The sequence below is a fragment of the Mesorhizobium sp. RSR380A genome (genome assembly GCF_054719385.1).
The window spans coordinates 3,344,172-3,359,185 of record NZ_JBTTIB010000001.1; the positions used below are offsets into that span (position 1 = coordinate 3,344,172).

The window sequence follows — 15,014 nt, forward strand, 5'->3', positions numbered from 1 at the left end:
CGTTGCGCCGTTAAACGCGCCGCGTCACCTGCATCGGCAGGCCGCCTTGCGGCTGTGTCGTCAGTTTCTGCACCGGCCACGGCTTGGTCTCGGCCGTCACGTCGAAGCGGAAGCGCGACAGCATGATGGCCAGCGCAATGATCGCCTCCTGCATGGCGAAGCTGGCGCCGATGCAGATGCGCGGACCGGCGCCGAACGGCAGATACTGGAAGCGGTCGATCTTCTCGCGGTTTCCCGGATGGAAGCGTTCGGGCATGAAGGCGTCGGGCATGTCCCACAGTTTTCTGTGGCGGTGTACGACCCAAGGCATCACCAGTACGGCCGCGCGCTTGGGGAGCACCAGATCGTTCCAGGTCTCCGTCTCGATCGGCTCGCGGTTGATGGACGGCGCCGGCGGATAAAGCCGCAGCGCCTCCTCGAAGGCGGCGCGGGTGAACGGCATTGCGTCGAGCCATTTCGTCGGGTCGGGTTCGCGCGCCAGCACGGCATCGATCTCGCGCTCGACCTTTTCGCGCTCCCACGGCGCTTCGGCGAGGCAGTAGATCGTCCAGCCCAGCGCCCGCGCGGTGGTCTCGTGGCCGGCGCCGATGAAGGTGATGATGTTGTCCTCGACTTCCGCCCGCGTCAGCCCGTCGGGGCCTTCGGCGCGCAGCAGAAGCGTCAGGAAATCCTGCGGCGCGGTGTCGGGGTCGCGCTTCAGCCGCTCCTCGCGCATCTTGACTGTATCGGTGACGATCTTGCGGAAATACGCCATGGTCTTGCGGCCGCGGATGCGGGTCAGCCGCGGCAGCCATTCGGGCGCGCGCAACAGGTCGAGCGGATCGACACGGCCCATGGTTTCGAACAGGCGGTCGATTTCCTGCGCGAAACTGCCGGGCTCGCCCGCAATCTCGCCCGAAAACAGCGTTTCGGCCAGGATATCGTAGGTGAGCAGCGTCATGTCGTGGGCGACATCGGTCATCCCGCCCTCCTCGTAGCGGGCGACGAACTGCATCGTGCGGCGCAGCATCGGCTCGGCGAAGCCGAAGATATGCCGCGGCGTGAACACCGGCGCCATCGCCTTGCGCGACCGCTTCCACACCTCGCCTTCGGCGGTCAGCAGCCCGTCGCGCAGGATCGGCCGCAGGATCATCTGGCGCACCGTCGCCATCTTGTAGTTCTTGGCGTTGTCGATCAGCACGTGGCGGATGAGGCCGGGATCGTTGGCGACGATCAGATGCCCGCCGACGCCATTCGCCGAAATCCAGGGTTCGTTGTAGGTGTGCTCGCCCCACAGTTCGAGGGGATTGCGGTAGACGATCCGCATCATCTCCAGCGTCGAAGGCGGCGTCGTGCGCGGCTTGGGCGCCGGCGGCACGAAGGGGACGGGCTGCGTGTCCATGAGGTACTCCGCTGATAGCTTAGATGTAGTGGTTGACGATCCGGGCGTCCATGTGACCGAAGGGCAAGCCGAAACGCTGCAGCGGGAATGCCTCGACAGACAATCTGTTCATCGGATCGAGACCGCCTGTGAAACGCTCGCGCCTTGTCCAATCGGACACTCTGCCGTAGGTGATAGTCACCAACAGATACTGCCAGCAGGAGAGCCCGCTTGAAGCATCAGCTGAACATCATCATCGGCAGCACGCGGCCGGGCCGCGCCGGGCCGGTCTTCGCCCACTGGCTGGAGGATTTTGCCCACGAGCACGGCAAATTCGAACCGGTGCTGACCGACATTGCCGCATTCCAGCTGCCGGTTCTGGACGAACCGCACCATCCGAAACTCGGCAAATACGAGAAGGACCATACGAAGGCCTGGTCGAAGGCAATCGACGCCGCCGACGCCTTTGTCTTCGTGGCGCCGGAATACAATTATTTCGTCGCTCCGGCGATCGTCAACGCGATCGATTATCTATCGCGCGAGTGGAAATACAAACCTGCCGCCATCTTCAGCTATGGCGGGGTTTCCGGAGGCCTGCGCGCCGCGCAGGCGCTGAAGCCGCTGCTGACCGCGGTGGGCGTCATGCCCATCTCGGAAGGCGTCGCGCTGCCGATGTATCAGAAACTGCTGGAGAGCGACGGCTCCTTCCAGGCTAGTGAGCAGGTAGAGGGTGGGACCAAGACCATGCTGGACGAGCTCTCGCGCTGGAGCGAGACGCTGAAGCCGATGCGGGCTGCGTAACGCAGCCGGCCCCGGCTTGCTCATGCCATAAAGAGGTGGAATGGTCGGCAGGTGACTGAGCCGGGGGCGGTTCGATTTGCGCCTGTTGTTTGCCTTGTTGTTGATGCTTGCGACCACCGCCACAGCGGTGGCGGAGCGGCGCGTGGCGTTGGTCATTGCCGAGGACGACTACCGGCTGGTGCGGCCGCTGGCCAATCCTGTCAATGACGGCGAGGTGATGGAAGTGGCGCTGAAGAAGCTCGGCTTCGAGGTCGTGGTCGAGACCAATCGTGATCTCAGGCGCATGCGCCGGGCTCTCGACGATTTTCGCGAGGACGCCATGGGCGCCGACGTGGCGCTGGTGTATTTCTCCGGCCATGGCGTCGAAATCTCCGGCGACAACCGTCTTCTGCCGGTCGATGCCGATGCCTCCTCGCTCGACCAGCTGGAGAAGACCAGCCTGCCGCTGGAGGAAGTGCGCGATGCGGTTGCCGCCACGGCGAAGGTCGGGCTGATCGTGCTCGACGCCTGCCGCAGCGATCCGTTCACAGGCGGCAACGGCGACGGGCGTGGCGCCACATCGCTGATCAAGGACCTGGTGGACAAGATCAAGCCGGGCCTCGGACGCGTCGGCAAGGCGGAAAACATCCTGTTCGCCTTTTCGGCGGCGCCCGGCGAGACGGCTGCCGACGGTACCGGTGCGAATTCGCCCTTTACAGCGGCGCTGATCAAATACCTCGGCACCGACGGGCTCGAAATCCGCTCGGTGCTGACGCTGGTGCAGCAGGAGGTCTACGACCTTTCGCGCGGAAAACAGCTGCCCTACGTCGAGAGCGGGCTGCCGAAGCTGTTCTTCGCCTCGGCGGCCAAGGAACAACTGCCGGAGCGCGAGCGGCTGTTGCTTGCCATGGCCGATGTGACGCCGGAAATGCGCGGCGCGGTCGAACGGGTCGCCAGCGATGCCGACATGCCGCTGGCGCCGCTCTATGGCGCGCTGATCAGTTCCGACACCAGCCATCTCTCCGGCGAAAGCCTGGACGCCAAGCTGCGCGAGGCGGCCGACGCCTTCGTTAAGGTGCGCGGCGAGATGAAGACGCTGGCCGCCGACGACCCGCAGGTGACCGAACTGCGCCGCCAGGCCGAGGAACAGTTGGCGCTCGGCGCTTTCGATGGTGCACGCGTGATCCTCGCCAAGGCCGCCGACGTGGACAATGTCTCGCGCCAGGCGTTGAAGGCCAATTTCGTCAGCCGCACCCTGTCCGAAGCCGCGACGCGATTTCTCTCGGGCGGCGCGGCGCGCGCCACCCTGGACTATGCCACCGCCATCAAGGACTATGAAACGGTGCTGTCGCTCTACGGCGAGGCCGGGCAGACCTCTCTCAGCCTGGAACAGGCCGACCGCCAAAGCCGCACGCTGGAAGAGCTCGGCATCCTCTACACGACGGTTGGCAACACCGACGCCGCCGGCCGCGCCTTTGCGGCGCTGGTCGCCAATCTTGAGCAGCGAGCGCGTCAAGAAACCGATCCGAGCGTCAAGCGCGACCTCGCCATCGGCCATATCAAGTTCGCCAACATCAAGATGGCGCAAGGCGATCTGCCGGCCTCCCTGCAAAACTATGAGGCGGCCAGGGACATGTTGCAGGGCCTGACCACAAACGTGCCGGACAAGAAGGACTGGCTCGGCGATCTCGCCATGGCGAATGACAAGATCGGCAACGTGCTGGCGACGCAGGGCGACGTGGGTGCGGCAGCCCAGGCCTACCAGCAAAGCCTGTCCATCAAGCAGCAATTGGCCCATGCCGAGCCGAACAGCGTCTATCTGCTGCGCGACCTGACCATTACCTACGACGAAATCGGCGGTCTTGCCCGTACCGCCGGCCAGCTGGATGGCGCCCAGACTGCATTCGAAGAGAGCCTGAGAATTCGGCTGGCGCTGGCGCAGAACAACCCCGACGACCCCAGGCATCAGCGCGCCGTCTCCGTCAGCTACACCAGGATCGGCGACGTCCTGCGCGAGCGTGGCGACGCTGCGGGAGCGCTCGACGCCTACAACAAGAGCCAAATAATCGCCGAAGCGCTGGTGCGCCGCGACTCAAACGACACCGATTTGAAACGCGACCTGTCGGTCGGTTACGCCAAGATCGGCAATGCTTACGGCGACCAGAAGGACTGGCCACTCGCGTTGGACGCCTACCAGCAGGCGCTGGCCACGGCGCGAGACCTTGCCGCCGGCGACCCAGGCAACACCGATTGGCAGCGCGACCTGTCGGTCTGTCTGGAAAAAATCGCCGGCGTGTTTGATGCCCAGGGCGATATCGCCGGTGCTTTGCAGAACTACCAGGACAGTCTCGTCATTGCCAACCGGTTGGCAAAGCTCGACCCGGGCAATTCCGACTGGCAGCGCGACCTGTCGATCACGTTCGAGGAAATAGGCCTGCTGGAGACCAAGCAGCGCCACTATGAGGGCTCGAAGAAGGCCTTCGAAGCCAGCCTGGCCATCCGCCAGCGGTTGGCCCTGTCCGATCCGGACAATGCGATCTGGCAATTCGATCTGGTACAGGCCTACATCAACTATGCCTATGTGGCGAAGAATCCGAAGGCTGTGTTGTCCCAGGCGCTAGACCTGACGCTGGAGCTTGACCGCACAGGCAAACTGGCGCCGAGGGACAAACCCACGATCAAATATCTGCGCCGTCTTCTGGCCAAATTGAAAGCCGCGAAAAAATAGCCGGCTGCCGGCTCGGGATTCAGCCCTGAAATGCCCGCAAACCTTGGAAAAACCGCCTTTTGCGCCTATATCTAGGACATCAAAGCGGCGTGATTCGAAGCCATTTTTTCGCGCTGAGCATGCGGCATCAATCAGACAGGTTTTCATGAGCGATCAAAGCGACAACGCCAACGGCGCTGAGGCCGAATACGGCGCCGATTCCATCAAGGTTTTGAAGGGGTTGGACGCTGTCCGCAAGCGGCCGGGCATGTATATCGGCGACACCGACGACGGCTCGGGCCTGCATCACATGGTCTATGAGGTGGTCGACAACGCCATCGACGAGGCGCTGGCCGGCCATGCCGATCTGGTCACGGTGACGCTCAATCCCGACGGTTCGGTCACCGTTATCGACAATGGCCGCGGGATTCCGACCGATATTCACACTGGCGAAGGCATTTCGGCGGCCGAAGTGATCATGACGCAGCTGCATGCCGGCGGCAAATTCGACCAGAATTCCTACAAGGTGTCTGGCGGCCTGCACGGCGTCGGCGTCTCGGTGGTCAACGCGTTGTCGGCCTGGCTGAAGCTGAAAATCCGCCGCAACGGCCAGATTTTCGAGATGAGCTTCACGCATGGCAATGCCGATGCGCCGCTCAAGGCGACCGGCAGCTATGAGCAGAACAAGCAGCCCGGCACCTATGAGGGCCGCAGCGGTTCCGAGATCACCTTCTTTCCGTCGTCCGAAACCTTCACCATGGTCGAGTTCGACTTCGGCACGCTGGAGCACCGGCTGCGCGAGCTCGCCTTCCTGAATTCCGGCGTGCGCATCATTTTGACCGATGCCCGCCATGCCGATCTCGTGCGCCACGAGTTGCACTATGATGGCGGCCTGGAAGAGTTCGTCAAATATCTCGACCGGGTCAAGAAACCGCTGATCGACAAGCCGATCGCCATCAAGGCCGAGCGCGACGGCATCACCGTCGAAGTGGCGATGTGGTGGAACGACAGCTACCACGAGAACGTGCTGGCCTTCACCAACAACATCCCGCAGCGCGATGGCGGCACCCATCTGGCCGGCTTCCGTGGCGCGCTGACGCGCCAGATCACCGGCTATGGCGAATCGTCGGGCCTGACTAAGAAGGAAAAGGTGGCGCTGATCGGCGACGACTGCCGCGAAGGCCTGACGGCGGTGCTGTCGGTCAAGGTTCCCGACCCGAAATTCTCTTCGCAGACCAAGGACAAGCTGGTCTCGTCGGAAGTCCGCCCGGTGGTCGAAGGCCTGGTCAACGAGGCGCTTGGCACCTGGCTGGAAGAACACCCCAGCGAGGGCAAGGTGGTTATCGACAAGGTGATCCAGGCGGCCGCGGCGCGCGAAGCCGCGCGCAAGGCCCGCGACATCACCCGCAAAAGCTCGCTCGGCGTCACCTCGCTGCCTGGCAAGCTCGCCGACTGCCAGGAGCGCGACCCGGCGAAATCCGAAATCTTCATCGTTGAGGGTGATTCCGCCGGCGGCTCGGCCAAGGGCGGCCGTTCGCGCCAGAACCAGGCGATCCTGCCGTTGCGCGGCAAGATCCTCAATGTCGAGCGCGCCCGCTTCGACCGCATGCTCGGCTCCGAGATGATCGGCACGCTGATCACCGCGCTCGGCACCTCGATCGGCAAGGACGAGTTCAACGCCGACAAATTGCGCTACCACAAGATCATCCTGATGACCGACGCCGACGTCGACGGCGCCCATATCAGGACCTTGCTGCTCACCTTCTTCTTCCGCCAGATGCCGGAGCTGATCGAGCGCGGCCATCTCTACATCGCCCAGCCGCCGCTCTACAAAGTGACGCGCGGAAAAAGCTCGCAATACATCAAGGACGAGAGCGCCTTCGAGGAATTCCTGATCGGCTCCGGGCTGGAAGAGGCGTCACTGACGCTTGCCTCCGGCGAGGCGCGGGCCGGACAGGATCTGCGCGGCTCGATCGACGATGCACTGGCCGTGCGCCAGCTCATCAACGGGCTGCACACGCGCTACAACAGGGGCGTGGTCGAACAGGCGGCGATCGCCGGCGCGCTCAACGCCGATGTGCTAAACGACCTCGGCCGCGCCAATGCCATGGCCGAACGCGTCGCCCGGCGCCTCGACATCATCGCCGAGGACACCGAGCGCGGCTGGACCGGCCGGCTGTCGACCTCCAATGAGGGCGTCGGCGGCTACGTGTTCGAGCGCACGGTGCGCAGCGTCAAGGAATTCGCGCAGCTCGATGCCGGGCTGATAAATTCAGCCGACGCACGCCAGCTCGACCGCTATGCCCCGCGCCTCATGGAAGTCTATGGCGAGCCGCCGGTGCTGCGCCGCAAGGATGTCTCCGAAACCATTTCGGGGCCGCTGGCGCTGCTCAACGCGGTGTTTGCGACCGGCCGCAAGGGCCTGACCATGCAGCGCTACAAGGGTCTCGGCGAGATGAATGCCGAACAGCTCTGGGAAACCACGCTCGACCCGAATGTGCGTTCGCTGCTGCAGGTCAAGGTCAATGACGCCACCGATGCGGATTCGCTGTTTTCGCGGCTGATGGGCGACGAGGTCGAGCCGCGGCGCGAATTCATCCAGGACAACGCGCTGTCGGTGGCCAATCTGGACATTTGAGGGCTGGGGGCCTTGCCGCCGGAGCTCCACTCCGGGTCAGGCCTTTGGCTCCAGCTTTCGCCCGAGGTCCACCGCGTCGCGGAGCACTTGCAGATGCGAGCGCGGCGCGGTGCCCACCGGCGGGGCGATTTCAACGCCGTTTGCCGTCGATGACCAATAAAGCGTGTGCGTGAAGATACGGCCAAGTGAGCTGCGAAGCTCGATCTGGATGTTCTCCACACTGGGGCCGAAGTTTTCCGTCATCGGACCGGAAATCGGATCGCCTGTCGCCCAGCCATTGCCGCGGTCGTAGACGTTCGTCCAGCGCGTTGCCGCAAACACCGCGCCATGATGCACCGCGCGCTGCGCCTTGCCTGCTTGGCTGTGTCCTTCCTGGTAAAGCACGGTGCCGCCGGCGCGCCCGTCATCGGCAATCGGCGGGCAGGCCGAGAACAGGCGCTCGGCAAGGCCACGCCTGAATTCCGCGAGATTGTAGGTCACCAGGAATTCGCTGTGGGAGAGCGGACTGCCAAGCGTGACGAAATCGCTGATCTTCCAGGGCAGCGGGTGGTCGGCGTCCTTGGTCCGAAGCTGCTGGTAGAGCGCCCATTGGCCGCGCCGGAACCCGGCGAGGTCTTCAAGGTTCTTTGGCCACGCTGACCCATCTGAGCCGAGCGTTGCCTTGTCGATGGCGTCGACCGCCGCCAGTTTGGCCTTGTCGCGGACTGCTTCCAGCCTTCGCGGCCGGAACTCGGCCCACAGGATCTGCAGCAAATCATAGGCGATGATCGACCCAAGGCTGTGCGAGACCAGCACGATGCGGTCGTAAGCATCGTCCTTCATCAGCGTCTTGAGCAACGTCAGGCCTCTGTCGCGGATCAGCGCACGCTTCTCGATCGTCGCCGCCTCGGCGCGCACATAAGCGGCGACGTCACCGAAATAGGGCAGGGCGAACTGATCCACCGCCCAGATGACAAAAGAAGCGAGGGTGGTGATCATCAGGCCGGTCGTCAAGGTAACGGCCTGTTGCCAGACCGATGTTGCCAGCACGAGTGCTGCGCCCAGAATGACGGTAACGATCAGAAGTGTGGCGACGTAAAGCTTGCGGGCGTCGGGCGGAATGTCGGCGGGCTTGCGCCACAACAGGTTCGTCACCCAGGCGGCCAGCCGGCCGCGCGTCGTGCCTTGCGTGATGTCGGCCCAATAAAGCTCGTAGAAATCGGTACGGCGGCCATCGACGTCGTAGGGCGTGGTGATGCGGCGCAGCTCGTGTGACTTGGTCCGGCTGTCGGGCGTGATCCAGCTCTGGTTCATCGTGGCGCCGGAAACGTCCGGATCGGGAATCTGGGCGTAGGGTGGAGCACGGGTGGGATCGCTGCCCCAGACCGCCTGGACGAATCCCCTCAGCGTACCCATCGGCCGCTGCTCGCCCATGCCGTGCACGATCACCACCGCCTGGCCGGGCTGCGCCTTTTTGTAAGCCAGCGATGCGACAGTCTTGGGCATCAGCGTCTCCGTTGACGACATCCGACGGCGGGATCGCTCATGCTACCCCCGGCTCACCGAGCCAACAATACACGGCAGCCCATGTGGAACTCCGTGAACCAATCCACAGTTTCGCAGTCGTGCCTCGGGCCACGCGGAAAATAGTTCCGTTCCCGGCAAGCAAATCATTTCATTGCCCTTCGGAACGGAAATCGCTCAGGAACATTGTGACGACATCGATCAATTTCTCGCAGGGAGGCTCTTTATGGGACGCGGTATTTTGCTCTGGTTGCTCGGTATTCCGATCCCGATCATCATTCTCATCATGCTGTTCGTACGGTAGGAGGCGTCGATGCAGTCCACCGTATCGGCTGTCGACGTATCCGCCTCAACAGAATCCTCCGCCCCGGCCGTCAGCTGGGGTCCGATCATCGCCGGCGCCTTCGCGGCCTCGACGCTGACCTTCATCCTCATGCTGCTCGGTTCGGGGCTGGGGCTGACCATGGTCTCGCCGTGGTCCGGCGCCAGTGCCTCGCTGACCACCTTCGCGGTGTCCGGCGCCATCTGGCTCATCATCGTGCAATGGCTGTCCTCCGGGGTCGGTGGCTATCTTGCCGGACGCCTGCGCACCAAATGGGTCGGCATCCACACCGACGAGGTCTATTTCCGTGACACCGCGCACGGCCTCCTCGCCTGGGCGCTGGCGACATTGCTGGTCGTCGGCATTCTCGGGTCGGCGCTGTCGGCAGTGCTTGGTTCAGGCGTGCAGGCGGCTTCTACTGTTGCCTCAGGCGCCGCCATGGGTGCTTCGGCCGGCGCGTCCGCCAATGCCGGCAGCGCACCGGCCGACAATGCAACGTCCTATCTTGTGGATACGCTGTTCCGTCCGGCTGATGCCGCCAGGCTCGCGGCGGCCAATCCGGACAGCGATGCGGCTGCGGCCGGGCAGGCTTCGCGCATCCTCATCGCCAGTGCGGCGGCAGGCGAAATTTCGGCTGACGACAAGACCTATCTGTCGCAGCTGGTCGCCGCCCGCACCGGGCTTTCCGAGGCTGACGCCAAGGCGCGTGTCGACGCCTTGGTGGCCAGGGTCGAGGACGCCAAGGTCAAGGCCAAGCAGGCCGCCGACGCCGCGCGGAAAGGCAGCGCCACCTTCGCCCTGCTTGGCGCCCTGTCGCTGGTAGTCGGCGCCTTCATCGCCAGCGCTGCGGCAGCACTGGGCGGCAGGCAGCGCGACGACGAGGAAGCGGTTTTCCTGACCAGCCGCTAACCGGTCTTCAACATCGAAAAGCCCGGTCGAACCGGGCTTTTTTGTTTCCGATGATGGACCGACAACCTTCCACTGGAAGGTTGCGGCGGGATCAGTGATCCATGGCCTTGACGATTTCCTCGGTCATCTTCTTGGCGTCGCCGAGCAGCATCATGGTGCCGTCCTTGTAGAACAGCGTGTTGTCGATGCCGGCGTAGCCCGAGCCGAGCGAGCGCTTGACGAAGAGACAGGTGCGGGCCTTGTCGACGTCGAGGATCGGCATACCGTAGATCGGCGACGACTTGTCGTCGCGGGCGGACGGATTGGTGACATCGTTGGCGCCGATGACATAGGCAACATCGGCCTGCGCGAACTCGGAGTTGATGTCTTCCAGTTCGAACACTTCGTCATAGGGAACATTGGCTTCGGCGAGCAGCACGTTCATGTGGCCGGGCATGCGGCCGGCCACGGGGTGGATGGCGTATTTGACGTCGACGCCATTGGCCTTGAGCTTATCGGCCATTTCGCGCAGCGCGTGCTGGGCCTGGGCGACCGCCATGCCGTAGCCCGGCACGATGATGACCTTCTGTGCGTTCATCATCAGATAGGCGGCGTCGTCGGCCGAGCCCTGCTTGACCGTGCGTTCGATGCCGTCATCGGCAACCGCCGCGGTCTCGCCGCCGAAGCCGCCGAGGATGACCGAGATGAACGACCGGTTCATGCCCTTGCACATGATGTAGGACAGGATGGCGCCGGACGAGCCGACCAGCGCGCCGGTGATGATCAGCGCCAGATTGCCAAGCGTGAAGCCGAGTGCCGCGGCGGCCCAGCCGGAATAGGAATTCAGCATCGAGACGACGACCGGCATGTCGGCGCCGCCGATCGGGATGATCAAGAGGACGCCGAGCGCCAGTGACGCCGCGACGATCAGCCAGAACACCAGCTTGGCCTCGGTGGTGACCAGAAGCACGATCAGCACGATCAGCGCGATGCCGAGGACCGCGTTGATGATGTGACGGCCGCCGATCATGATCGGCTTGCCCGACATGCGGCCATCGAGCTTGAGGAAGGCGATGACGGAGCCGGTGAAAGTGATGGCGCCGATGGCAACGCCAAGGCTCATCTCGATCAGCGCCTGGGCGTGGATGTCGCCATTGGTGCCGATGCCGAAACTTTCCGGCGCGTAGATGGCGGCTGCCGCTACCATGACGGCGGCAAGGCCGACCAGCGAGTGGAAGGCGGCGACCAGCTGCGGCATCGAAGTCATGGCGATGCGGCGCGCTGTAACGGCGCCGACGCCGCCGCCGATGGCCAGACCAAGCACGATCAGGCCGAAGCGCCCGGCGGACGGAGTCGCCAGCGCCAGCGTGGTGGCAATGGCAATGCCCATGCCGATCATGCCGTAGAGATTGCCTTGGCGGCTGGTGGTCGGATGCGACAGGCCGCGCAGCGCCATGATGAACAGGACGCCGGAGACCAGGTAGAGGAAGGACGCGAAGTTGGCGTTCATGGCTCTCTACCGGTCCTTCTTCTTGTACATGGCCAGCATGCGCTGGGTGACCAGGAAGCCGCCAAAGATGTTGACCGAGACCAGCATCAGCGCGACGAAGCCGAAGCCGGTGGCAATGCCGGAGGCCGAGATGCCGACGGCCAGCAGCGCGCCGACGACGATGACCGAGGAGATGGCGTTGGTGACCGCCATCAGCGGCGTGTGCAGCGCCGGCGTCACCGACCAGACGACGTAGTATCCGACGAATATCGCAAGTACGAAGATGGCGAAGCGGAAGACGAAGGGATCGATGGCGCCGCCGGACAGTGCGTGCGCGGCATCGCCCGCCGCATCGGCGCCACCGGGCGCGTTGGCCAGGTTCTGCACAGCCAGCCGGACGGCGGCACTTGCCTGGTCGAGCTGATCGAGGGCTTTCTGCAAGGTCTGATCCATCACGCGATCCCCTTCGGCTTGGCGGCGGACTTGCCGGCAGTGGCTTTGTCGGACGCCTTTTTCGGTGCAGCCTTCTTCGGCGTGGCATCAGCCACCATGGTCTCGGCCGGAATGGCCGCCGGTTCGATATGGGGCTGTTCCGCCGCCTTGGCGAAGGCCGGATGCACCACGCGGCCAGCGTCGGTCAGCATCGTCGCCTTAACCAGATCGTCTTCGCGGTTGATGGCGAGCGTCTTGCTGGTCTTGTCGACCAGCGTCTCGAGGAAGGCGAACAGGTTCCTGGCGTAGAGCAGCGAGGCCGATGCGGCGACGCGGCCGGGCACGTTGAGGTGGCCGACGATCTTAACGTTGTTGGCCGTCGTCACCACCTGACCCGCAACCGCGCCTTCGACATTGCCGCCGCGCTCGACGGCGAGGTCGACGATCACCGAACCCGGCTTCATCGAGGCGACCATCGCCGCCGACACCAGCTTCGGCGCCGGCCGGCCGGGGATCAGCGCCGTGGTGATGACGATGTCCTGCTTGGCGATGTGCTCAGCGGTGAGCGCTGCCTGCTTGGCCTGGTACTCCTTCGACATTTCCTTGGCGTAGCCGCCGGCGGTCTCGGCCGCCTTGAACTCCTCGTCCTCGACGGCGAGGAACTTTGCGCCAAGCGACGCCACCTGTTCCTTGGCGGCGGGACGAACGTCCGTGGCGGTGACGACAGCGCCGAGACGGCGCGCCGTGGCGATCGCCTGCAGGCCGGCAACGCCGACGCCCATGATGAAGATCTTCGCCGCCGGCACGGTGCCGGCCGCAGTCATCATCATCGGCAGCGCGCGGTCATACTCCGATGCGCCGTCAATCACGGCCTGGTAGCCGGCGAGATTGGCCTGCGACGACAGCACATCCATCGACTGGGCGCGGGTGATGCGCGGCATGAATTCCATCGAGAAGGCGGTGACCCCAGCCTCGGCAAGCGCCGCGACCGCGGCATCATTGCCGTAGGGATCCATGATGGCGATGACCGCCGCACCCGATTTGTAGCCCTTCAGCTCGGCGTCGGTCGGCCGGCGCACCTTCAGCACCACATCCGCCCGTCTCGCATCCGAAGCCTTGCCGATCGCGGCACCCGCCTTGGCGAACTCCTCATCGGGAATGCGCGACCTGGTGCCGGCGCCCGTCTCGACGGTGACGTCGAAGCCCAGCGCCGCCAGCCGCTTCACGGTATCGGGCGAGGCCGCGACACGAGGCTCGCTGGCATCGAGCTCGCGAGGGATGAAAACCGTCTGTCCCACCGCATGATCCTTTCGGCTGGAACCTGTTTGCGCAAGAGTGCGGCTTTGCGAAAGAGTGCGGCCGGATGTCCGGCTACGCCCTTGGCAAGGGTCTGAAGAGACTATCGGAGAATGAAGGCGCCGAGGGCGAGGATCAGCACGAACAGGATGGTCGCGGAGAAGAAGCCGCCTGCGAAGAAGCCGAAAGCCATGGCCAGGAGCAGGGCGCCGCAGAACAGCGAGCCGTATTTGGCCAGCGCCAGAAAGCCATGATAGGTGCGGTCATGTTCGGCATAGTCCATCTTCGCGCCCAGTTCGACAGGACCGGTCGGCGTGTGATCAGCCATAGGAATACCCCTTCGAAGACATCTTTGAGGCACATAGCGAAAAGCTGGACCAAGAGCAATGGCGCTATTGCCGCACGACCAGCGACAACAGCCTCAAAGAATGTTGAAAGCCGGCGGTATGGGCTCTTGTCGCCGGCCTAACGTCGAACGTTGAGGGTTTTGCGTTTCAACCGGCTAGATGCGGAAACAGCCCGAGCAGCCCAATGACGATCAGATAGAGCGCGACGATGTAGTTGAGCAGCCGCGGCATCACCAGGATCAGCACGCCGGCAATCAGCGAGATCAGCGGGGTCAGTGCTAGCTCGGGAATATGCATGTCGGTTCCTTTCTATGGCCGCGTCGGGGTCGTGACGTCCAGAACGCCGAAGCGGCCGGAAAGCTCCTCGCACCGGGCGCTAAAGTGCGCCGGCTTTGCCGACATTACGCTGCTTCGCGAAAATATTTAGCGGTGGGCAGGATGGTCAGCGGCGCGAGCTCGCCGGCCGGCGCCTTGGCAAACAGCATACGCCGCTCCAGCGCCGTCGACTGGAAGAAGGGAAAGCGCTCCAGCGTCGGGGCCATGTTCTGCTCGCAGATCGATTCATAGAAGAAGATCGGCATGGTGAAGGGCGGGTAGAGGCGCGGCTCGCCGACCTGCACCGATCCGAAGATGCGATGGTAGAAGGCCGTGTGCTCCTCGCGGATCATCGAAATGCAGCTGGTGGCGTTGAAGAAGGTGTTGGCGATAACCGCGAGCCGCAGCGTGACATAGGGCAGGGCGCGGTTGGCCGACGACATTTGCGGATCGATCGCCAACCGGCTCGGGTCGATGAAGGTTTCACCGCGCGCCAGCCGCAGCAGCAGCCGGTCGCCGAAAACGGTCATGATCGGCGCTTCGGGGGTCTCACGGGTCAAATGGTGGAGCCTGACGGTGCTGACCAGCTCGCCATCCATGAAGACGCCGAAACAGTAGCAATTGCGCACTTCGTCAAGGTGATCGACGAGCTTCTGTTCGGTAATGGTGTCAAGCAGGCCGTGTGTATGAAAGGCCTTGTAGCGCAGCCGGTAGACCGCTTCGAGATCCTCGCCGCTTTCGCAGCGCCGGTATTCGACACGCTCGAGGACGTCGAGGACGTTGCGGGCGAACAGGGAAGGCGGGCCAGATTTGACTGCCGCACCCGAAAGCACACCTGACTGATGCGTGTCCATTACTTCCCCTCGTACCGCCGCAGGAGAACAATACCGGACGACCGAAGGAACAAGAAGATGAAACTCTAATCGTCTGTGTTTAC

12 protein-coding genes are annotated in these 15,014 nt (G+C 63.9%); 4 read left to right on the plus strand and 8 right to left on the minus strand.

Annotation, left to right across the window (positions count from 1 at the left end):
- Positions 1-10 precede the first annotated feature (10 nt).
- Positions 11-1,381 carry a cytochrome P450 gene (locus tag ACYG9Z_RS16280; protein ID WP_023703667.1) on the minus strand — a complete coding sequence of 457 codons (1,371 nt, stop codon included), beginning with the start codon at positions 1,379-1,381 and terminating at the stop codon, positions 11-13.
- A gap of 210 nt (positions 1,382-1,591) precedes the next feature.
- Here ACYG9Z_RS16280 and ACYG9Z_RS16285 point away from each other — a divergent pair, with 210 nt between their 5' ends.
- From ACYG9Z_RS16285 to gyrB, 3 genes are all read left to right on the plus strand, one after another.
- On the plus strand, positions 1,592-2,161 hold the full coding sequence (locus ACYG9Z_RS16285; RefSeq protein WP_023752471.1) for an NADPH-dependent FMN reductase: 570 nt from the start codon (positions 1,592-1,594) through the stop codon (positions 2,159-2,161).
- A gap of 103 nt (positions 2,162-2,264) precedes the next feature.
- The gene (locus tag ACYG9Z_RS16290; RefSeq protein ID WP_031244159.1) at positions 2,265-4,868 is read left to right on the plus strand and encodes a caspase family protein; all 2,604 of its coding nucleotides are present in this window, start codon (positions 2,265-2,267) and stop codon (positions 4,866-4,868) included.
- Positions 4,869-5,013: 145 nt separating this feature from the next.
- Entirely contained in the window at positions 5,014-7,485 is a 2,472-nt protein-coding gene (gene gyrB, locus ACYG9Z_RS16295) for a DNA topoisomerase (ATP-hydrolyzing) subunit B (protein WP_023752469.1), read from the plus strand.
- Positions 7,486-7,521: 36 nt separating this feature from the next.
- On the opposite strand, the gene ACYG9Z_RS16300 is transcribed toward gyrB, so the two are convergent.
- A complete protein-coding gene (locus ACYG9Z_RS16300; protein WP_031244158.1) occupies positions 7,522-8,970 on the minus strand; it encodes a hypothetical protein in 1,449 nt (482 codons plus the stop codon).
- A gap of 331 nt (positions 8,971-9,301) precedes the next feature.
- Here ACYG9Z_RS16300 and ACYG9Z_RS16305 point away from each other — a divergent pair, with 331 nt between their 5' ends.
- Positions 9,302-10,219: a membrane protein gene (locus ACYG9Z_RS16305; RefSeq protein WP_023752467.1), complete on the plus strand. Its 918-nt coding sequence runs from the start codon at positions 9,302-9,304 to the stop codon at positions 10,217-10,219.
- A 91-nt stretch (positions 10,220-10,310) separates the two neighbouring features.
- On the opposite strand, the gene ACYG9Z_RS16310 is transcribed toward ACYG9Z_RS16305, so the two are convergent.
- From ACYG9Z_RS16310 to ACYG9Z_RS16335, 6 genes are all read right to left on the minus strand, one after another.
- Positions 10,311-11,708, minus strand: a complete 1,398-nt coding sequence (locus tag ACYG9Z_RS16310) for an NAD(P)(+) transhydrogenase (Re/Si-specific) subunit beta (protein WP_023671337.1) — start codon at positions 11,706-11,708, stop codon at positions 10,311-10,313.
- A gap of 6 nt (positions 11,709-11,714) precedes the next feature.
- On the minus strand, positions 11,715-12,140 hold the full coding sequence (locus ACYG9Z_RS16315; protein WP_032885960.1) for a proton-translocating transhydrogenase family protein: 426 nt from the start codon (positions 12,138-12,140) through the stop codon (positions 11,715-11,717).
- Complete coding sequence (locus tag ACYG9Z_RS16320) at positions 12,140-13,417, minus strand: Re/Si-specific NAD(P)(+) transhydrogenase subunit alpha (protein ID WP_023671339.1); 1,278 nt, start codon at positions 13,415-13,417, stop codon at positions 12,140-12,142. The genes ACYG9Z_RS16315 and ACYG9Z_RS16320 overlap by 1 nt, the downstream gene beginning before the upstream one ends.
- 101 nt (positions 13,418-13,518) lie before the next feature.
- Positions 13,519-13,743: an aa3-type cytochrome c oxidase subunit IV gene (locus ACYG9Z_RS16325; protein ID WP_023671340.1), complete on the minus strand. Its 225-nt coding sequence runs from the start codon at positions 13,741-13,743 to the stop codon at positions 13,519-13,521.
- A gap of 166 nt (positions 13,744-13,909) precedes the next feature.
- Positions 13,910-14,059 (minus strand): DUF3096 domain-containing protein, encoded by a 150-nt coding sequence (locus tag ACYG9Z_RS16330; protein WP_023671341.1) that lies wholly within the window; start codon positions 14,057-14,059, stop codon positions 13,910-13,912.
- Positions 14,060-14,163: 104 nt separating this feature from the next.
- Positions 14,164-14,931: an N-acyl amino acid synthase FeeM domain-containing protein gene (locus ACYG9Z_RS16335; RefSeq protein WP_023671342.1), complete on the minus strand. Its 768-nt coding sequence runs from the start codon at positions 14,929-14,931 to the stop codon at positions 14,164-14,166.
- Positions 14,932-15,014: the final 83 nt, after the last annotated feature.